The organism is Nocardioides lacusdianchii (assembly GCF_020102855.1).
Lineage (GTDB): Bacteria > Actinomycetota > Actinomycetes > Propionibacteriales > Nocardioidaceae > Nocardioides > Nocardioides lacusdianchii.
The window spans coordinates 219,199-237,962 of sequence record NZ_JADHZD010000004.1 but is presented as its reverse complement, the minus strand read 5'-3'; the positions used below and the strand labels follow the sequence as shown (position 1 = coordinate 237,962).

Genomic DNA, 18,764 nt, shown 5'->3' with positions numbered 1-18,764 from the left:
GGACCTAGGGCAGATCGAGGAGCTTCTCGCGCATGGCGTACATGACGGCCTCCATGCGGGAGTGGAGCTGGAGCTTCTCGAGGATGTTGCGCACGTGGTTCTTCACCGTGTTCTCGGAGATGAAGAGCTCCTTGGCGACCTCGCGGTTGTTGAGGCCCTTGGCCACCAGTCGCAGCACCTCGAGCTCGCGCTCGGTCAGCTTCAGGGCCGGGCCCTGCTCGCGCTCGGGCTTGGACATCTGCTTGAACTCGTCGATCAGCTTGACCGCCATCGACGGGCTGATGAGCGACTGCCCCTCGTTGACCACGCGGACGGCCTGGGCGACCTCCTCGATGGAGGAGTCCTTGAGCAGGTAGCCCGACGCACCGTTCTTGACCGACTCGTAGAGGTCGGCCTCCTCGTCGGAGACGGTCAGCATGATGATCTTGGCCGAGGGCACGGCCTCCTTGATCGCGCGGCAGGCCTCGACGCCGGTGCGACGCGGCATGCGGACGTCGAGCAGGATCACGTCCGGGGCGGTGGTGACCGCGAGGTCGGTCGCGGTGACCCCGTCGGCGGCCTCCCCCACGACCTCGATGTCGCTGTCGCCGCTGAGCAGCATGATCAGGCCTCGACGGAAGAGCTCCTGGTCGTCGACCACCAGCACGCGGACGGGTTCACTGCCTTGAGCCTCGGTCACGCGCGCATCATGTCATGCGCGCGTGACCGGGGCGGTGGCGCAGCGCGTGGGTCAGCCCGCGACCTGCCCGTCGACGTCCAGCGAGATCACGCCGTAGTCGTAGCCGCGGCGTCGGTAGACCACCGACGGACGCTCGCTCTCCTTGTCGACGTAGAGGTAGAAGTCGTGCCCGACCAGCTCCATCTCGTAGAGCGCCTGGTCGAGCGTCATGGGGGCTGCGGGGTGCGACTTCTCGCGCACCACCAGCGGTCCGTCCCCGGTCACGGTGATCGGGCCGACCTTGTGCTCGACGACCGTGTCGTCGTTCGCGGCCTCCGTGTCCTCCACGGTGGCCATGCCGGCGAGCGCCTCGCCGACCGACACGTGGTCGTTGCGCCCCTTGTGCACCCGTCGCCGGTCGGCGGCGCGGCGCATCTGCGCCTGCATCTTGTCGAGGGCCAGGTCGAGCGCGCCCATCTTGTCCTCGGCCGCCGCCTCGGCGCGGATCACAGGTCCCTTGGAGAACGCCGTGAGCTCGACCTTGGTGGCGCGGTCGTGCTGCCGGGGGTTCTTCTCGAGCTCCACCTCCACCTGGACCCGCATGATCCGGTGATCATGCTTCTCCAGGCGGCTGAGCTTCTCGGACACGTGCTCGCGGAACCTGTCGGACACCTCGCAGTGCCGTCCCGTGACCACAACCTCCATGTGAACCTCCTCAACTAGCGAGCGGACCGCACCCTTCCATGGGCCGCGGCGGCAACCGCCGGGGCAGGGTGGGATGGAGTCCGCCCGGCCGACCTGGTCTTCGACCCCACAATCGCCTGCTGAGACGTTCGCAGCTTCTCCGCCACTACTGGCCTTCTCCCGGCTGCCGGCACATCTGGTGCCGACGACGGGGCAGGACTTACTTCTAAGCCGCACCGTGATCGTCCTAGGGACTTACGTGGACCGTTTCGCCTGCGACTGGCATCGGCTTGCCACGGGACGGACCGCCCGACGCACCTGACGGTGCAGCGCACAGCCCTCTCCGTGACGCAACCACGGACCCGGGCGGACTCCATGACAAGACGCTAGCCCCTCGCGGCCCCCGGGCCAACTGTGGGGGCCACCTGTCGGGCAGTACGCCGGGTGGCTGCGACCGCGGCGATCGCGACGGGTGCCAGGCCGACCGCCTCCAGCGCGCGTTGCGCCTCTCGGGCGGTGGCGCCGGTGGTCAGCACGTCGTCGCACACCACGACGTACGCCGTGCCGCGGCGCCGGGCGAGTCGGGCCAGCGCGGGCGACGGGCAGCGCATCGAGCCGGCCACGTTGTCGGCCCGACCGCGCGCGTCCAGGCCCGCCTGGTCGGCGGCTCCGCGCGACACGAGCAGCGGGGCGACCGCGACCACCCGCTCCGGGCGCAGCACCCTCGCGGCCCGGCGGACCAGGGCTGCGGTGGCCTCGTAGCCGCGCTGCCGGCCGGCGCCGGGGCGCGACGGGACCGGCACGAGCACCAGCGGCACGGCCGGGTCCAGGTCCGCGGCGGCGGCCCGCACCGAGGTGGCGAGCAGCTCTCCGAGGACCCGGCGGTGCGACCACTGGCCGCGGTCCTTGTGACCCACGACCAGCGCGCGGACCGCGCCGTCGTACACCTCCGTCGCCCACGGCGCCACCAGTCCGTCGGGGACCGGGGCGGGCCAGGCCGGGGCGGCACGGCGCGACAGGGCGCCGCGGCAGCCCTCGCACAGCATCCGTCCCGGCGCGTCGCACCCCACGCAGCGGCTGCCGAGGAACAGGTCGAGGGCCGCGTCGATCACCCGTCCATGCCAGCAGCCCGCGGCCCGGGGCCGCAACCGGTCGGCGCTGGGCTGTGGAGGGTCAGCCGACGTAGGTCAGGGAGGTGAGCCCCCGCGCCAGATCGGGGACCGGGCGCTCGAGGCGGGTCAGGCTGGTGACGGCCCGACCGGCGAGCGCGAAGACCTCGCTGCCGTCGACCGGTGAGGAGACCAGCTGGCGGGTCGGTCCGCGCAAGCGGGTGGTGCCGCCGCTCGCGACCTCGCCGGGGGCACCGTCGACGGAGATGGTGCGCACCTCGGAGAGGTCCTCGGTGATGTCGCTGAGGACCGAGACCGCGGTCGGCGAGCGCCAGCCGATGTCCCGGATGCGCGGGCTGCCCTCGGTGGGGCGCGGCAGCGTGCGGACCCGGGTGGCGCCCAGGACCGTCCCGGCCGCGTCCTGGCGGACCCGGCTCGAGACCACGCGGTCGGCCTTGGCCCCGCGCACGACGGCCACCAGCCGGCTCCCGTCGCGCGAGACCAGGAGCGACCTGGCTGGCCGGCCGGTGATGCCCGGGACGTCGACCTCCCTCGCGGAGCCGTCGACGACCACGATGACCCGCGCTCGCCCGGCCCCGCGGTCCAGCAGCCAGATGCGGTCGCGGTGGTCCCAGCCCGGCGCGGCGAGGTCGACCGCGCCGACGACCGGCCTCGTCGTCTCCCCCGCCGCCGCCTGGACCGGCGCGACCAGCAGGTCCGCACCGTCGTCGGTGACGGCGGCGGCGCGGGCGCCGGTGAGGTCCACCCCGACGGAGCGCACGCCGAGGTCCACGGTGCCGAGCGGTCCGGCGGTGGGCTCGAAGGCGCCGATCCCTCCGGAGACGAGCAGCCCGCGGTCGAGCGCGAACAGCTCGGCGCTGGGGCGTACGCCGTTGGGGTCGTAGGCACTGCCCACGTCGAGGTTCACCTGCGTCGAGCCGCCCGGTCCGCCCAGCGCGCGTCCACCGATGCTCAGCTCCACGGCCCGGATGCGCGGCTCTTGGCGCAACGTCCACACGAGCTGGGCCAGCATCCGCTGCGCGGTCTCCTCGTCCACGGCGTCCGGGTCCCCGGCGAGGGCCACGGTGGCGATGCCCGCGCTGCTGATCGGGACGGCGAGGCCCTCCGCGCTCCCGGTCGGGAAGTAGGTCTGCACCACGTCGGGCGAGATGTCGTCGGGCTGCACCGCGAGCCCCCGCACGAGCGAGGAGGCGAACTGGTCGCCGCTCGGCACGAAGACGGGCTCGGGCACCAGCACCTGGGCCGTGGGGTCGAAGAAGTAGAGCGAGACGCGCTGGTAGGCGTCGTCGAACCACGAGTCCGGGACGATCAGGGCGTTCGGCAGCTCCTCGATGCGCCACTCGCCGTCCTCGAGCGCCAGCCCGAGCCCGAGCAGGGCCTCGGCCTGCGTGCGCTGCCACGCCCCGCGGGCGTCGTAGCGGTTGACCTCGGAGAGCGGGATGCGCACCGACGTCTCGCCCACGGCCGTGCCGAGCTCGGCGTAGGTGATGATCTGCTGCTCGGGCACCCAGGAGTCAGCGGCCTCCTCGGAGAGGAACTGGCGTGCGACGGTCGGGCTGATGGGCGTGGCCTTCATCGCCTCCAGGAAGCCGGCCACGATGTCGGCGGCCGAGTCCCCGGCCTGCGGGGGCCTCGGGTCGAAGGAGATGCCGGGGACGTCGTCGGCGGCCGCGGAGACCAGGGGCTCGACGACCGGGCCCTCGCTCGGCATCTGCACGCAGCCCGACAGCAGCGCGAGGGCCGCGACCAGGCACCCGCCCCGTGCCGCCTTCCTCATGGCGGTCCTCATGCGGTCTCCCGGGCGTCGTCGGGCACCAGCGGCAGGGGCGAGTGCCGCAGCTGGGTGCCGAGCGGGCGCGGCAGCGTGAGGCGGAACTGCGCACCCTCGCCCGGACGCCCCCACGCCTGGAGCCACCCGTCGTGCAGGTGGGTGTCCTCGAGCGAGATCGACAGGCCCAGGCCCGTGCCGCCGCTCGTGCGGGCCCGGGCGGGGTCGGCACGCCAGAAGCGGTTGAAGACCATCGCGGACTCCCCCGGCCCGAGGCCGATCCCGTGGTCGCGCACCGCGATGGCCGCGGACTGCCGGTCCGAGCCGACGAAGATCTCGACGTCACGCGACTCCGCGTGGTCGATCGCGTTGGTGACCAGGTTGCGCACGATCCGCTCCACCCGGCGTACGTCCGCCTCGGCGACGCACGGCGAGCCGGGGTCGTGCAGCACGACACGGGTGTCGCGCTGCGCGGCGAGCGCCGAGGTCATGTCGACCACGCGCCGCGCGACGTCGACGAGGTCCACGTCCTCCGCCTCGAGCACGGCGGCGCCGGCGTCGAAGCGGCTGATCTCGAGCAGGTCGGCCAGCAGGGTCTCGAAGCGGTCGAGCTCCTTCTGGAGCAGCTCGGCGGCGCGACCGGTGACGGGGTCGAGGAAGGGCCGCGCGTCGTGGATGACGTCGCTGGCCATGCGCACCGTCGTGATCGGCGTACGGAGCTCGTGGGAGACGTCGGAGACGAAGCGGCGCTGGAGCCGGCTGAGCTCCTCGAGCTGGCGGATCTGTCGCTGGAGGTTGGAGGCCATCTGGTTGAAGGACGTCGCGAGGCGGGCGAGGTCGTCCTCGCCCCGCACCCGCAGCCGCTCCTGGAGGTGGCCGGCCGCCAGTCGCTCGGCGACGCGTCGCGCCATCCGGATCGGCGTCACGACCTGCCGGGTCACCAGCCAGGTGAGGCCCGCGACGAGCAGCAGCAGCGGGACGCCGGCGACGAGCATGGCCCGCGAGACCAGCGCCAGCGTCTCCTGCTGCTCGGCGAGGGGGTAGAGGTAGTAGAGGGTGTAGGTGTTGTCGTCGGCCGGTAGCCGGACCTGGCTGCCCACCACGATGCCGGGGCCCTCCGGCAGTCCGGGGATCTCGCGCGTGGTGCGGATGTCGGTGTAGGTCCAGGCGGTCGGCGAGACGGAGTCGAAGCGCGCCTCGAGCTTCTCCGGCACGCTGCTGAGGTCGAGGCCCTCGGTGAACTTCGCGCCTCCGTCGGCCAGGCGTACGCCCTCGCTGATCGGCGGCGACAGCACCACGGCGAAGCCGCGGGTCGCACCACGGGCCTGGATCGGCTCGACGAGCGCCTGCTGCTGCGCGGACTCGTCGACGTCGAGGCCCGGCTGGGCGGCGAGCCCGGCGCGGGCCGCCTCGGTCTCGCCCTCGGCCTCCTGCACGACTGCGTCGACACGGTTCTCGAGCAGGCCGTCGCGGGTCTGCTGGATGAGGAACCACCCGACGATGCCGACGACGGCGGCGGACAGCAGCACCGTGCTGACCACGACGCGTGCCTGCACCGAGCGTCGCCAGAAGGCAGGCCCGTGGCGCAGGACCGGCGGCAACCGGTCGAGGAGCCTCATCGGGTCACGCCGGGGACTTGCCGGCCTTGTAGCCGACACCGCGGACGGTCACCACGACCTCCGGGTTCTCCGGGTCGTGCTCGACCTTGGAGCGCAGGCGCTGCACGTGCACGTTGACCAGCCGGGTGTCGGCGCTGTGGCGGTATCCCCAGACCTGCTCGAGCAGCACCTCGCGGGTGAAGACCTGCCAGGGCTTGCGGGCCAGGCACACGAGGAGGTCGAACTCCAGGGGCGTGAGGTTGATCGGCTCCTCGCCGCGCGTCACGGAGTGGCCGGCGACGTCGATGGTCACGTCGCCGATGGTGAGGCCCTCGTCGGGGGTGACGTCGTTGCGACGCATGCGCGCCCGGACGCGGGCGACGAGCTCCTTGGGCTTGAAGGGCTTGACGATGTAGTCGTCGGCCCCGGACTCGAGGCCGACGACCACGTCGACGGTGTCACCCTTCGCGGTGAGCATCACGATCGGCACGCCCGACTCGGCGCGGATCTCCTTGCACACGTCGATGCCGTCCTTGCCGGGCAGCATCAGGTCGAGGAGGACCAGGTCGGGCTTGTAGTCGCGGAACGCGTCGAGGGCCACGTCGCCGCGGCCCACGATGCGGCTGTCGAACCCCTCCTGGCGGAGGACGATGGAGAGCATCTCCGCCAGGGAGGCGTCGTCGTCGACGACGAGCACGCTTCCGCGCGCGGGTTCGACAGGATCGTTCATGGCGCCAGTCTAGGGCTGGCACCCGCAGTCATGAGCAGGACTCAGTAGCGGTAGTGGTCGGACTTGAAGGGACCGGCCACGTCGACACCGAGGTACTCGGCCTGCTCCTTGGTGAGCTCCGTCAGCTCGACACCGAGGGCGTCGAGGTGCAGGCGGGCCACCTCCTCGTCGAGGTGCTTGGGCAGCACGTGGACGCCGAGCTCGTAGTCGTCGGCCTTGGTGAACAGCTCGATCTGCGCCAGCACCTGGTTGGTGAAGGAGTTCGACATGACGAACGACGGGTGCCCGGTGGCGTTGCCCAGGTTGAGCAGGCGACCCTCGGACAGCACGATGATCTTCTTGCCGGGCTCGTCGCCCTCGCTGGGGAAGATCCACTGGTGGACCTGCGGCTTGATCTCGTCCTTGACGATGCCGGGGATCTTCGCCAGGCCGGCCATGTCGATCTCGTTGTCGAAGTGACCGATGTTGCCGACGATCGCCTGGTGCTTCATCTTGTGGAAGTGCTCGACCGTGATGATGTTGAAGTTGCCGGTCGTGGTGATGAAGATGTCGGCCGTCTCGACGACGGACTCCAGGCGACGCACCTCGTAGCCGTCCATGGCGGCCTGCAGGGCGCAGATCGGGTCGATCTCGGTGACGATGACGCGCGCACCCTGGCCACGCAGGGACTCCGCGGAGCCCTTGCCGACGTCGCCGTAGCCGCACACGACCGCGACCTTGCCGCCGATCATGACGTCGGTGGCGCGGTTGATGCCGTCGATGAGCGAGTGGCGGCAGCCGTACTTGTTGTCGAACTTCGACTTGGTGACCGAGTCGTTGACGTTGATGGCCGGGAAGAGCAGCGTGCCCTCGCGGAAGCGCTCGTAGAGGCGCAGCACGCCGGTGGTGGTCTCCTCGGACACGCCCTTGATGTCCTTCGCGACGGCGGTCCAGTAGCCCGGCTTGCTGGCCACGGAACGGGCCAGGACCCGCAGGACCTCCTTGAACTCCTCGTTGTCGGTGCTGTCCTGCGACGGCACGACACCGGTCTTCTCGAACTCGACGCCGAGGTGCAGCAGCATCGTGATGTCGCCGCCGTCGTCGAGGAGGACGTTGGGGCCGACCGGGTTGCCGTCGGCGTCGCTGAAGGCGAAGACCTTCTCGGCCTCGTCCCAGTACTCGCCGAGGGTCTCGCCCTTCCAGGCGAAGACGGGCGTGCCGGCGGGGGCGTCGACCGTGCCCTCGGTGCCGACGACGACGGCCGCGGCAGCGTGGTCCTGGGTCGAGAAGATGTTGCAGGTGGCCCAGCGCACGTCGGCACCGAGCGCGACGAGCGTCTCGATGAGGACGGCGGTCTGGATCGTCATGTGCAGCGAGCCGGCGACGCGGGCGCCCTTGAGGGGCTGCTCCTTGCCGTAGCGCTCACGCATGGCCATCAGGCCGGGCATCTCGTGCTCTGCGAGCTCGATCTCCTTGCGGCCGTAGGCGGCGAGGCTGAGGTCGGCGACCTTGAAGTCCATCTGTGTCTCCTGGTGTCGAGGAGGTGCGTCTGCGCCGCACATCTGTGCATCGTCGGGATCTCCCGCGCGGACCAGAAGAGGGTAAAACCGCCTTCAGCGATTCGGAGAATCCTCGGCGGTGCCGCCGGGGGCCGCCTCGTCGTGCCTGGCGTCGTGCCCGTCGACGCCGCCCTCGTCGTGGGAGTCGTGCCCGGAGCCGTGGCCGGAGCCGTGGCCGCCGCCGATCCCGAAGGCGTGCAGCACGGCCAGCACCAGACCGCCGACGACGAGGCCGACGACACCGGAGAGCAAGGTGTTCACCACCCAGCCGAGCAGCGCACCGAGGGTCCCGCCGACGGCGTCGTGCACGGCGTCCTCCCAGTGGTGGATCGCGTCGTACGGCGCATACAGCACGTCACCGAACGCGGTGCCGTCGAGCAGGCCGCCGTCTCCGCCGATCTCGTAGAGGCTGACCAGGAGGATGTGGCCGCCGACCCACAGCATGGCCAGCGTGCCGATGAGGGAGATCGCGGTGAGCAGGCGCGGCATCGCGGACACGAGGGCGAGACCCACGCGCTGGGCTCCCTTGGAGGGCTTCTCCGCGAGGTGGAGCCCGACGTCGTCCATCTTCACGATGAGCGCGACCACGCCGTAGACCAGGACCGTGATCAGCACGGCGACCGCCGCCAGGACGATCGCCCGCATCCAGATGGTGGCGTCGGGGTCGGACGTGACGACCTCCTTGAGCGCGATGACCATGATCTCGGCGCTCAGGATGAAGTCGGTCCGGATGGCGCCGGCGACCGTCTTCGCCTCGTGCTCAGGGCTCAGCTCACCCGCGCTGGTGAGCTCCTCCTCCGCCTCCTCGGCGACCGGCTCGTGGCCGCTGACCTTCTCCCACACCTTGTGCGCGCCCTCGTAGGCGAGGAACCCGCCGCCGAAGATGAGGATCACCGGCAGCAGCTGCGGGAGGAACTGCCCCAGGAGCACCGCGGCCGGCAGGATGAAGAGCAGCTTGTTGCGCAGCGAGCCGATCGCGATCTTCTTGATGATCGGCAGCTCGCGCTTGGCCGGGGACCCGTGGAGGTACTGCGGCGTGACGGCCGTGTCGTCGACGACCACGCCCGCGGCCTTCATGCTGGCCCGCCCGGCGGCGGCGCCCACGTCGTCCACGCTGGCCGCGGCGATCCGGGCGAGTGCGGCGACGTCGTCGAGGAGGGCGAACAGTCCGCCGGCCATGGGTGGTCCTCCGGGTCAGGGGTCGGGAAGGGGTGGTGCGTGGGGCAGCCTATCGGCGCACCCGCTTCCCCCGGGTGGCCGAGTCGCCGAGCACGCCCCCACCGCCGGTGGTCGAGCAGCCGGAGCGAGGAACGAGCGAGGCGCATCGGAGACCTGGCCCGTTGTCGGACCCCTTCCCTAGGATCGAACGCATGATCGAGGAACTGGAAGTGGAGCCGGAGGCCGGGGCAGACGCCCTCGGCCCCACGGCCCTGCTCGCCTCGATCCGCTCCGCCCGCAGCGTGGAAGACGCTGCCGCCGCCCGCCAGCTCGACCTCGCCGCCCGGTGGGCCGACCTGCACCCTCCGGAGTCGATCCACTCCGCCGCGTCGTTCACCGTCGCGGGGTGTGAGCACGAGGAGCCCATCGCCGGTCCGGGTACGCCGCTGGTGGCGGAGTTCTGCGTCGCCGAGCTCGGCACTGTCCTCGGCATCACGAGCGTGTCGGCGAAGAAGCTCATCGGCCACGCCCTCGAGCTGCGGCACCGTCTCCCGCGGTTGTGGGCGCAGGTCCACGCCGGGCGGGTGCCGGCCTGGCGAGCCCGGGCGGTGGCGGAGGCGACCATCCACTCGAGTCCGGCCCTCACCGTGGAAGCCGCCCGGTTCGTCGACGCGCAGGTCGCAGCGGTCGCGGGGAAGATCGGACCCGCCCAGCTGGACCGGCTGGTCGCGGAGACGATCAAGCGGTTCGACCTGGCCGAGACGGACCTGGCCGCGGACCCGGAGGACGGGTACCTCCACGTCGACCCGCGCCACGTCACGATCCACGACGAGGACGTCCACTTCGCCGGGACCGTGCGGCTCGAGGCCGAGATCGACCTCGCCGACGGACTCGACCTCCACCAGGCCCTCGCCCACGGCGCAGCCACCATGAAGGCCCTCGGGTCCGAGCTGCCGCTCGACGCCCGTCGGGCCAAGGCGCTGGGTGACCTGGCGCGGACGCAGACCGCGCTCGACCTCCACGACCCTGCTGGTGGTCGACCGGCAAGTGACTCTGCTGGTGGTCGAGTAGCAAGTGACTCGGCTGGTGGTCGAGTAGCCGGTGAGGAACGAGCCGGCGTATCGAGACCAGACCTCCCTGCCGCCCGCGAGGTCGTCCTCCACGCCCATTTCGACGCCACCCTGTCCGGCGACACCACCGTGTTCGGGTCGACGGGGCGGCTGGAGGAGGGGCAGAGGCTGGTCCTGCTGGAGCAGCTGAAGTCGTGGTGTGGCGACTCGCGGACGAAGGTCACGGTCAAGCCGGTCATCGACCTCAACCAGGAGAAGTCCGCGCCCGGTTACGAGATCCCGGACCGGATCCGTGAGCACGTGGTTCTTCGCGATCGCACCTGCGTGTTCCCATTCTGCGGTCGACCGGCGCGCGGGTGCGACGTCGACCACGTCATCGAGTACGACCATGACGCCGAGGCGGAAGGTCGACCCCAGCCCGGACCTACGGAGACCGAGAACCTGGGTGCGCTGTGCCGGTTCCACCACCGCCTCAAGACCCACAGTGCTTGGCGCTATGACATGGCCGCGCCCGGAGTGTTCGAGTGGACGTCCCCGCACGGGCACCGCTACCGCCGAGACCGCACCGGCACGACCGCGCTTGATCCACCCGACTCCAGCACACCGCGGATCCCGTCACCGCGAAGATGACCCCGCCCCACACCCCGCCACCCACGTGATGGCGGGGCCACAGGCACGTCCTCCTCGGCTACTAGCGTGCACCTATGCCGTCCTTCGTGAAGTCCGTGACCTTCGACTGCCACGATCCGCTCGCACTGGCGGCCTTCTGGGCGGCCGCGCTCGGCTCTGACGTCGACGAGGACAGCACGTCGGAGCGCGCGTGGGTCGAACCCGCCGGGTGGGGAGGCCCCAGCTTGTGGTTCCAGCGGGTTCCCGAGACGAAGGTCGCGAAGAACCGCCAGCACTTCGACCTGCGGGCGATGGGTCCACTCGCCGACGAGCGGGACCGGCTCGTGGCGCTGGGCGCTCGGACCGTCCGCCAGGACGACACCCTCGTCGTGATGCTCGACCCTGAGGGCAACGAGTTCTGCTTGGAATCCTGACTACTCGCCGAGCACTGTCGGTCCCCCGCGCCACACTCGCGACATGGACACCGCCGCCCTGCTCACCCGCCTCGCCGAGGTCATCGACGCCCACGACTGGGCAGGGTTGCCCGACCTCCTGCACCCCGACTTCACCTGTCGGCTGGTCCACACCGGTGAGGTCTTCGACCGCGACGGGTGGGTCCGGCTCAACGCCGACTACCCGGGCTTCCAGCGCATGCACGTCGAGGACCTCGTCGCCGCCGACGACCGCGGCGTCCTCCGCGCGAAGGTGATCGGGACCGAGCCCCACGGCGGGGACCAGGTCTTCGCCGTCGCCAGCTTCGCCACCGTCCGGGACGGACTCCTCGCCGAGCTCACGGAGGTGTGGACCGACGTCGACCAGCAGGCACCCGACGGCACCCGGCCACTAGCCTGAGCCGGTGCTGCCCGAGCCCACCGAGCGCCTGCGCTTCCGTCCGATGACGATGGCCGACCTCGACGACATGACCACTCTCCTCTCGGCCCCGGATCCCGTGTTGGTGGACCGACCGGCCCGCGACCGCGACGACGCCGTGCGCTGGATCGAGTGGCAGGAGCGCAACTACGCCGACCACGGGTTCGGGCTGTGGGTCGTCGAGACCCATGAGGGTGAGTTCGTCGGCGACTGCGGCCTGACCGTTCAGGAGGTCGAGGGTGAGCCCCACGTCGAGGTCGGCTACCACGTCGTGCCGGCCCTGCGCGGCCACGGCTACGCCACGGAGGCCGCGATCGCCGTACGCGACTGTGCGGCCGCCGCCGGCATCGAGCACCTCGTGGCGATCATCCGCCCGGAGAACACCCCCTCGCAGGGCGTCGCCCGCGGGCTCGGGATGGTCCTCGAGCGGACGGCGTACGTCCACGGCGGCGACGCGCTCGTCCTCGGGACGAGGCTGACGACGCCGGCGAGGGCCGAGCCGACCTAGTCGTCGACCAGCCCGACGCGGAGGTACTCCGCGGCGTAGGTGCCGGTCAGCAGCAGCGAGGCGTAGCGCGCCACCTCGGCGTCGGCGTCGGTCTCGAGCGTCTCGACGCGTACGCCGTGGCGCGCGGCCGCGGCCCGCAGCTCACCCGCCTGCTCGCGGACCACCGGGTCGTCGGCGCGGTCGTCGAGCACCAGCAGCAGCGGGCGCAGGTCGGCCTGCTCGTCGGAGAAGGGATCGGCGAAGGTGTCGTGCGGCTTGGTGGCCTCGATCACCGGCAGCAGGTGCTCGGCGTCGCCCGCGATCGCGGAGCGTCCGCTCGTGCGGCGCAGCGACTCCGCAAGGCGACGGGCCGCACGGGCGGCAAGCACGGACCCGCCCCACACGAGCGGGTTGGTGTCGGCCATCGCGATGGCCAGCATCTTGGCCGGGTTGACGGCCAGGTCGCGGTGCGGCGAGCAGCTGGTGGCGACCTCGTCGAGCGACTCCGCCACCGACTCGGCCTCGGCGTGGGGTCCCAGCTGGATGTGGGCGAGGTAGTCGAGCATCACCACGGCCGTGGCGAGCTGGTCGCCGGTCACGGTCGGCAGCAGCGTGACGTGGCGACCGGCGGCGTGCTCGGCGACCATCGAGCGCTCCGGGCACGCGACGGCCACCTGCGCGCCGCGGCGTACGGCCTCGGCGACCGCGGACGCGGACCCGTGGTCGTTGCCCTCGGGCGCGAGCATCACGACGAGGTCGAGCGAGCCTGCCCAGCCCGGGAGCCCGGGGTTGGGCCAGGCGACGAAGGGCACCGGGCACCACGGCTCGAGGACCGCGCGCAGCAGCCGCGAGTCGGGACCGGCGGCGATCACCGCACGCGGACGCGCCTCGTCGCGACCCCGGGCGATGGCCTCGGCCGTCGCCGCGGCGGCCGCGTGGGCCTCGCGACGCACCCGGGCACCGCTCTCGGCGAGGGTGCGCAGGCGCAGGTCGACGGTCTCCAGCACGCCGTCGTCGTCGAGACGGGCCTCGTCGAACCAGGTCGCCACGTCGGACCCCGGCCTCAGGCCGGCTTGCGGGCTTCGTCGACGAGCAGGACGGGGATGTCGTCGCGGACGGGGTAGGCGTTGCCGCACCCCTGGCAGACGAGCTCGTCGGCGCCGGCGTGCGTCGCGGGCGACAGCTCGCCGTGGCAGGCCGGGCAGACGATGATGCTCAGCAGCTGCGGGTCGATGTTCACGCGCACGATCCTAGGTCAGTCGGTGGACGTCAGGACACGCAGGTGCCCGCGCTTGGCGCCGCGGGACGGGTCGTCGGTCGAGTGCAGCGGGACCGGCGCCGGCGCGGGGCGGCCGGCCTCGCGGACGGCGTCGGCCAGGGCGAGGAGGTCGTCGCTGCTCGGGCCCTGCGCCTTGGGGTCCGGGGCCAGCCGCAGGACCTCCCAGCCGCGCGGGGCCGAGAGCCGCTCGCTGTGCACGTCGCAGAGGTCGTAGGCGTGCGGCTCGGCGTAGGTCGCCAGCGGCCCGAGGACGGCGGTCTGGTCGGCGTACACGTAGGTCAGCGTGTTGACCGCGGAACGGCCACACGCCGTACGCGAACAACGACGGGCAAGGCTCACGGCGCCGACGCTACCCGCCGCACGCACGCGCGGCGCTTAGGCTCGCGGCGTGGACGACGTCAGCCCCACCCGCCCCGACCGCCCGCGCCGCACCCGTGACCGGCGCGGCCGCGGCATGCGCGGCCCCGGGGTGATGCCTGCCGTGCCGGGGACGCCGGCGCTGCGCACCGACCGGCAGCGCTTCGACCAGCTCGTCCTCGACGTGGTCACCCCGCTCGACGAGCGCTGGCAGCGCCACCTCGGGCTGGTGGAGTACGCCGTCGAGGACGCCCCGATGCTGCCCGACGACTGGGGCGACGACACCGTGCCGCTCTCCTCGCTGGTGCGCGGCAAGGGACAGGACCCGACCCGGCTGGTGATCTTCCGCCGCCCCGTCGAGCACCGCGCGAACGACCGCGACGAGCTCGAGGCGATGGTGCACACCGTCGTGGTCGAACAGCTCGCCGAGCTGCTCAACCTCACCCCCGGGCAGGTCGACGAGAGGTACGCCGACTAGCGGGGGCTACCTCTGCGCGGGCCGGACGTCCGGGACCTGGCCGGTCGTCACCAGTGGGGACAGCGGCAGCACCGACAGCCCCCGGTCCTCGACCTCCACCGACACGACCGCACCGGTGCGCTCGACCCGGACGACGGCCAGCACCGCGTCGTCGGGCAGCCGGATGCGAGCCGCGGTTGCGGGCTCCACCTCGACGCGCCGCTCACGCACCACCGGCTCGCCGTCGGCGTCCCATGCCCGGAGCACGAGCACACCGGACGCCTCTGCCCCGGCGACGACGACCCGCTTGGAGCCGGCGGGCAACGCCACGGCGGTGTCGCCCTCCACGACGGGGCCCGCCACGGAGAAGGCGAGGTCGGAGGCGGTCCGCGTCCGCAGCGCGGCGGTGACCGGACCGGTGGCGTCGAGCCGCAGGGCCTGCACCCCCTCGGCGGTCGGGCCGCGCAGCACCCCGGCGAGGTCGACCTCGGTCACCGTCGCGGGTGCGAGGGTCACCTCCTCGACGCCTGATGGGGCGAACTCGCTCTCGCCGCTCACCAGCCTCAGCGCCACCCGGACCTCGCTGTCGCCCGGGTTGGCCAGGGTGAGGGTGCGGTCGGCGGCCGCTGCCTGCACCCCGACGACGTACGACGTCTCGGCGGGGGCGTCCTGCGCCGGCAACCACTCGCGCATGGCCGGGTCGGTGCCCACCGGGTCGAGCACGTCGACGACGCCGGCGGAGAGCCGTCCGCGCGAGACGAGGACCTGGGCGGCCAGCGCGTCGCGGTTCGGGGCGACCTCGGCGAGGTCGAAGGAGACCGACCGGCCCCCCGGCACCCGGACGCCGCGCAGCGCCGGGACGTCCACGAGCCCGCTGCCGTCCCACAGGGCGACGTCTGCGACGGCCGGGCCCCGGTCGGGGTTGACGAGCGTCAGGGTGGAGGGGTGCTCCGCGGAGGCGCCCAGGCCGGTGAACCAGCGCTCGGGGGCGGGCTGGTCGCAGGCCACCGCCGACCCGGCACCCGAGCGCCCGGCGAGGAGACCGGGGGCGAGCTCGCCGGCGCCGTCGACGACGACCGAGGCGCGCTCGTCGAGGCTCGCGACACCGTCGTCCAGGGTGACCGTGCGCTCGTCGCGCCCGACCCGCACGGCGAGGTCCCCGGACGCGAGGGAGGCGCTGCCCAGGCGCACCTGGTCCGCCCCGGGCAGGCGCGCGGGGCAGACGGCGGTCGAGCGGTCGAGCGGGGCGTCGGAGGGGGCGTACGCCGTCGTCGGCTCCGCTGCGGGCCGGACGAGGGCCAGTGCCGCGACGGTCAGCAGCGGGATCGCCACCGCGAGCAGGGTCAGGGGTGAGGGGCGTCGACCAGCCGCGTCGGCGACGCGGCGCCTGCCGGTCGTGGGTGCGTCAGTCATGGCTGCGTCCCTCCCGGCGCTGGCGCACCGTGGGCGCGGCCAGCACGATCGCGGCGAGGACCGCCAGCCCCTGGACGACCAGCAGCGCGGTGCGCCACCACGGCTCGGGACCGTCGAGCGCGGCTGCGTCGAGCGGCCGGTCCACGCGCCAGGCGCGGGTGCTGCGGTCCTCGGCGCTGGCCTGCTCGAGGCCCGCCGTGGCGTCGAGGCGGGCCGAGATCCGTCCGTCGGCGGGCGAGGCGAGCACGACGTACTCGACGCCGCGGTCACCGAGCGCGGCGACCACGCCCGGGGTGGGCGCCGACACCAGTGCCTGCACCTCACCGGTCAGGTCGGCGTCCTCGTCGGCGAGCGTGAGGATCTCGTCCTCGCCGACGGTGGTGCCGTCCTCGCGGCGGATGCGGTAGGTGACGCCGTCCTCCACGGATCCGTCGACCACGAGCACGCCGTGCTCCGGGCCGAGCAGCGAGCTCTGCTGCATGTAGACCGGGACGGTCGTCTCGGCGTCGCGTGCCATCGCGTTGTCGGGGGTGGTCAGCCACCACCCGAGGCCCCCGAGGGGCACGGCCGCCGCCACCACGGCCAGTGCGGCGGCGACGCCTCGCTGCCAGGCGGGGTGGTGCTCCTCGAGCCGGCGCAGGTAGGCGTCCGCACCGAGCGCGACCGCGACGATCGCGGTGCCCTGGAGGATCACCACGAACAGGCCGAGGCTGGGGCGCGTGGTCACCGACGGCAGGTCGAGCGAGACATGGGAGAGCACCCCCGACACCAGCGCTGCGGCCAGCGCGACGAGCCAGCAGATCACGACCGGCACACGCGTGCGCCGCGGGAGCAGGGCAGCGACCGCCAGGACCCCCAGCACGATGCCCAGGCAGTCGGGCGCCCCGAGCTCGTTGAGCCGGCCGGTCAGCAGCCCGCCGAAGGTGACCTGGTCGACCGTCAGCCGCCCCGCCTCGAGGAGCAGCCCGGAGCCGGAGCCCGTCGTCAGCAGCGGCAGCAGCCAGGGCGCGAGCAGCAGCGGCGTCGCGGCCACGGCGGCCACGGGCGGTCCCCAGCTGTCGCGCTCGCGCAGCAGCCGCGGCGAGATGACCGCAGCGGCACCGAGCACTACCGCGGTGGCCAGCAGCGCGAAGAGCCAGAAGCCCGGAACGAAGGCCGCGCCGAGGGCGAGCAGGAGAGCCGTACGCCACGCGGCGCGCCAGCGGCGATCGCGGTCGGGGTCGACGAAGCCCAGCGCGGCGTGGGCGGCCCACGGCAGCAGCGCCGCGACGGCGACGGTGCCGAAGCGTCCCTCGCCCCAGGCTCCCGACGTCACCGGGACCAGCGCGTAGGTGAGCGCGCCCCACACCACCAGCCAGCGCGGGAGCCCGAGCGGGTCGACGAGGCGGCCCACGACCTTGAGCAGGCGCCAGGCGCCCCACGCGGAGAACGGCACCGCCAGCAGCATCAGTCCCGACACCACCGCGCCGGTGCTGCCGAGGAGGAGCGACGCCGCGAGGGCGAAGGGCAGGACGTAGGCGGGTGCGGGCACGTCGGTGCCGGTGCCGAGCGGGTGCCACGAGGTGGCGTGCAGCCGCCACCAGTCCCCCGCCGACACGGGGACCGGTGAGAGCGCACCGCCGGTGATCGAGCCGAAGGCCTCGCGCCCGGCGAGGATCGCCAGCACGCCGAAGAGCACCAGCACGACCGCGACCGGGTTGGTGAAGAAGCGGGCGACCATCCCGGTGTCGGTGAGGTAGGCGTCCTCGTCGTCCTCGACCGGACGCCGCTGTCCGCGGGCGGCCTGCTCGCCCGGGGCCTGCGCGAGACGACGCCGCTCGGCGACGTCGGCGGCCTGGCTGGTGGCCGCGGACGCCAGGTCGGTGACGAAGTCGAGGCCGTGGCGGTAGGGCAGCCACGCCGGGGCCAGGAGGCGGCGTACGTCCGACGGCTCGCCCACGCGGCGCTCGGCACGCTGGCGGCGGGCGGCCAGCACCTGCCGCGGGCGGCCGTGCACCGAGAGCACTGCGGCCAGCTCGTCGAGGGCCTCCCCGACCGAGCGCACGCCGAGGTAGCCCACGACGCGCAGCAGCGAGCCGAGGAAGAGCCGGACGTACTGCCAGGCGAAGCCGCGCGACGACACGTTGGCCAGCGAGGTGAAGAGCGCGGCGCGACGCTCCTGGTAGTGGGTGTGGCGCCCGGTCAGCGGCGTGCGGCGTACGCCGCGGTGCGCGGCCTCGGCGTGGAAGACCACCGCCTGCGGCACCACGAGCGTGCGGTGGCCGGCGAGGGCGGCGCGCCAGCCGAAGTCGATGTCGTTGCCGAAGATCGGCAGCTCCTCGTCGAGCCCGCCCAGCGACTCGAGCACGTCGCGGCGCACCAGCATGCCGGCGGTGTTGACGGCGAGCACCTCGCGCACGGCGTCGTGCTGGCCCTGGTCGTACTCGCCGCGCTCGAGACCGGTCTCGCGGTGACCGGTGCCGGTGATGGTCAGGCCGACCTCGAGGAGCCGCCGCAGTGAGGGCCACTCGCGCAGCTTCGGGCCGAGGATCGCGGCGTCAGGATGCTCCTCGGCCGCGGCGAGCAGCTCGGCGAGCGCCGTCGGGGCGGGGTTGCTGTCGTCGTGGAGCAGCCAGACCCACTCGTCCTCGCCGTCCGCCCCGAGGGCAGGCGCCAGGTCGAGGCCGTGGCGCACGGCGGCGGGATAGCTGGTGGAGCCCGGGACGACGTCCACGACGAGTGACGAGCCGTTCAGACCGGCGCGGCCGAGGCCGTCGCGCACCAGGTCGAGGCTGTCGTCGCGGCTGGTGGTGTCGACCACCGCGACGCGGTCCACCCGGAGGGTCTGCCCGGTCAGACCAGCGAGAACTGCTGGGAGCCACCTCGCCCCGTCATGACAGACGAGAAGCGCAGTGACAGACACCGGAGCACCTTAGCGAGGCGCGCCGGACCGTCCGAAAACGGCGTGGAGGCGCTCGG

Annotated in this window: 18 protein-coding genes; 5 read left to right on the top strand and 13 right to left on the bottom strand. The window is 72.9% G+C overall.

Going from position 1 to position 18,764, the window contains the following annotated elements; genetic code table 11:
• Positions 1 to 4: 4 nt before the first annotated feature.
• From IRX98_RS07625 to IRX98_RS07590, 8 genes are all read right to left on the bottom strand, one after another.
• Entirely contained in the window at positions 5 to 679 is a 675-nt protein-coding gene (locus IRX98_RS07625) for a response regulator (protein ID WP_224275447.1), read from the bottom strand.
• A gap of 51 nt (positions 680 to 730) precedes the next feature.
• The gene (hpf, locus tag IRX98_RS07620) at positions 731 to 1,363 is read right to left on the bottom strand and encodes a ribosome hibernation-promoting factor, HPF/YfiA family (protein WP_224275444.1); all 633 of its coding nucleotides are present in this window, start codon (positions 1,361 to 1,363) and stop codon (positions 731 to 733) included.
• Between the two features lie 365 nt (positions 1,364 to 1,728).
• Positions 1,729 to 2,454 carry a ComF family protein gene (locus IRX98_RS07615; RefSeq protein WP_224275441.1) on the bottom strand — a complete coding sequence of 242 codons (726 nt, stop codon included), beginning with the start codon at positions 2,452 to 2,454 and terminating at the stop codon, positions 1,729 to 1,731.
• A 61-nt stretch (positions 2,455 to 2,515) separates the two neighbouring features.
• Positions 2,516 to 4,249 carry an LpqB family beta-propeller domain-containing protein gene (locus IRX98_RS07610; protein WP_224275438.1) on the bottom strand — a complete coding sequence of 578 codons (1,734 nt, stop codon included), beginning with the start codon at positions 4,247 to 4,249 and terminating at the stop codon, positions 2,516 to 2,518.
• An 8-nt stretch (positions 4,250 to 4,257) separates the two neighbouring features.
• Entirely contained in the window at positions 4,258 to 5,859 is a 1,602-nt protein-coding gene (mtrB, locus tag IRX98_RS07605; RefSeq protein ID WP_224275435.1) for an MtrAB system histidine kinase MtrB, read from the bottom strand.
• 4 nt (positions 5,860 to 5,863) lie between these two features.
• Complete coding sequence (mtrA, locus tag IRX98_RS07600) at positions 5,864 to 6,568, bottom strand: MtrAB system response regulator MtrA (RefSeq protein ID WP_224275432.1); 705 nt, start codon at positions 6,566 to 6,568, stop codon at positions 5,864 to 5,866.
• 41 nt (positions 6,569 to 6,609) lie between these two features.
• Positions 6,610 to 8,067 carry an adenosylhomocysteinase gene (gene ahcY / locus IRX98_RS07595; protein WP_224275430.1) on the bottom strand — a complete coding sequence of 486 codons (1,458 nt, stop codon included), beginning with the start codon at positions 8,065 to 8,067 and terminating at the stop codon, positions 6,610 to 6,612.
• A 93-nt stretch (positions 8,068 to 8,160) separates the two neighbouring features.
• Positions 8,161 to 9,285 carry a DUF808 domain-containing protein gene (locus IRX98_RS07590; protein ID WP_224275427.1) on the bottom strand — a complete coding sequence of 375 codons (1,125 nt, stop codon included), beginning with the start codon at positions 9,283 to 9,285 and terminating at the stop codon, positions 8,161 to 8,163.
• Between the two features lie 191 nt (positions 9,286 to 9,476).
• Between IRX98_RS07590 and IRX98_RS07585 the strand changes: the two genes are divergently transcribed.
• The 4 genes from IRX98_RS07585 to IRX98_RS07570 all read left to right on the top strand — a co-directional run bounded on the left by IRX98_RS07585 (position 9,477) and on the right by IRX98_RS07570 (position 12,321).
• Entirely contained in the window at positions 9,477 to 10,964 is a 1,488-nt protein-coding gene (locus IRX98_RS07585; protein ID WP_224275423.1) for an HNH endonuclease signature motif containing protein, read from the top strand.
• Positions 10,965 to 11,038: 74 nt separating this feature from the next.
• Positions 11,039 to 11,377, top strand: a complete 339-nt coding sequence (locus IRX98_RS07580; RefSeq protein WP_224275421.1) for a VOC family protein — start codon at positions 11,039 to 11,041, stop codon at positions 11,375 to 11,377.
• A gap of 43 nt (positions 11,378 to 11,420) precedes the next feature.
• Positions 11,421 to 11,795: a nuclear transport factor 2 family protein gene (locus tag IRX98_RS07575; protein ID WP_224275417.1), complete on the top strand. Its 375-nt coding sequence runs from the start codon at positions 11,421 to 11,423 to the stop codon at positions 11,793 to 11,795.
• A gap of 4 nt (positions 11,796 to 11,799) precedes the next feature.
• Entirely contained in the window at positions 11,800 to 12,321 is a 522-nt protein-coding gene (locus IRX98_RS07570) for a GNAT family N-acetyltransferase (protein WP_224275415.1), read from the top strand.
• Here IRX98_RS07570 and IRX98_RS07565 read toward each other — a convergent pair.
• Genes IRX98_RS07565 through IRX98_RS07555 form a run of 3 tightly spaced genes read right to left on the bottom strand, consistent with a single transcriptional unit; the run spans position 12,318 to position 13,918 of the window.
• Positions 12,318 to 13,349 carry an SIS domain-containing protein gene (locus IRX98_RS07565; protein ID WP_224275414.1) on the bottom strand — a complete coding sequence of 344 codons (1,032 nt, stop codon included), beginning with the start codon at positions 13,347 to 13,349 and terminating at the stop codon, positions 12,318 to 12,320. The two genes, IRX98_RS07570 and IRX98_RS07565, sit on opposite strands and share 4 nt — an antisense overlap.
• Positions 13,350 to 13,363: 14 nt before the next feature.
• Positions 13,364 to 13,540, bottom strand: a complete 177-nt coding sequence (locus tag IRX98_RS07560) for a Trm112 family protein (RefSeq protein ID WP_308044409.1) — start codon at positions 13,538 to 13,540, stop codon at positions 13,364 to 13,366.
• A gap of 15 nt (positions 13,541 to 13,555) precedes the next feature.
• A complete protein-coding gene (locus IRX98_RS07555) occupies positions 13,556 to 13,918 on the bottom strand; it encodes a DUF3499 domain-containing protein (RefSeq protein WP_224275413.1) in 363 nt (120 codons plus the stop codon).
• A 49-nt stretch (positions 13,919 to 13,967) separates the two neighbouring features.
• Here IRX98_RS07555 and IRX98_RS07550 point away from each other — a divergent pair, with 49 nt between their 5' ends.
• On the top strand, positions 13,968 to 14,414 hold the full coding sequence (locus IRX98_RS07550) for a metallopeptidase family protein (protein WP_224275411.1): 447 nt from the start codon (positions 13,968 to 13,970) through the stop codon (positions 14,412 to 14,414).
• 6 nt (positions 14,415 to 14,420) lie between these two features.
• On the opposite strand, the gene IRX98_RS07545 is transcribed toward IRX98_RS07550, so the two are convergent.
• Positions 14,421 to 15,806 (bottom strand): DUF5719 family protein, encoded by a 1,386-nt coding sequence (locus IRX98_RS07545; protein WP_224275409.1) that lies wholly within the window; start codon positions 15,804 to 15,806, stop codon positions 14,421 to 14,423.
• Entirely contained in the window at positions 15,799 to 18,708 is a 2,910-nt protein-coding gene (locus tag IRX98_RS07540) for a glycosyltransferase family 2 protein (RefSeq protein WP_224275406.1), read from the bottom strand. Before IRX98_RS07540 ends, IRX98_RS07545 begins: the two co-directional genes overlap by 8 nt.
• Positions 18,709 to 18,764 lie beyond the last annotated feature (56 nt).

Bases quoted from the DNA above. Each gene is read 5' to 3' on its own strand.
- hpf (WP_224275444.1), bottom strand. From the start codon at position 1,363: ATGGAGGTTGTGGTCACGGGACGGCACTGCGAGGTGTCCGACAGGTTC.
- IRX98_RS07610 (WP_224275438.1), bottom strand. From the start codon at position 4,249: ATGAGGAAGGCGGCACGGGGCGGGTGCCTGGTCGCGGCCCTCGCGCTG.
- mtrB (WP_224275435.1), bottom strand. From the start codon at position 5,859: ATGAGGCTCCTCGACCGGTTGCCGCCGGTCCTGCGCCACGGGCCTGCC.
- mtrA (WP_224275432.1), bottom strand. From the start codon at position 6,568: ATGAACGATCCTGTCGAACCCGCGCGCGGAAGCGTGCTCGTCGTCGAC.
- ahcY (WP_224275430.1), bottom strand. From the start codon at position 8,067: ATGGACTTCAAGGTCGCCGACCTCAGCCTCGCCGCCTACGGCCGCAAG.
- IRX98_RS07590 (WP_224275427.1), bottom strand. From the start codon at position 9,285: ATGGCCGGCGGACTGTTCGCCCTCCTCGACGACGTCGCCGCACTCGCC.
- IRX98_RS07585 (WP_224275423.1), top strand. From the start codon at position 9,477: ATGATCGAGGAACTGGAAGTGGAGCCGGAGGCCGGGGCAGACGCCCTC.
- IRX98_RS07580 (WP_224275421.1), top strand. From the start codon at position 11,039: ATGCCGTCCTTCGTGAAGTCCGTGACCTTCGACTGCCACGATCCGCTC.
- IRX98_RS07575 (WP_224275417.1), top strand. From the start codon at position 11,421: ATGGACACCGCCGCCCTGCTCACCCGCCTCGCCGAGGTCATCGACGCC.
- IRX98_RS07545 (WP_224275409.1), bottom strand. From the start codon at position 15,806: ATGACTGACGCACCCACGACCGGCAGGCGCCGCGTCGCCGACGCGGCT.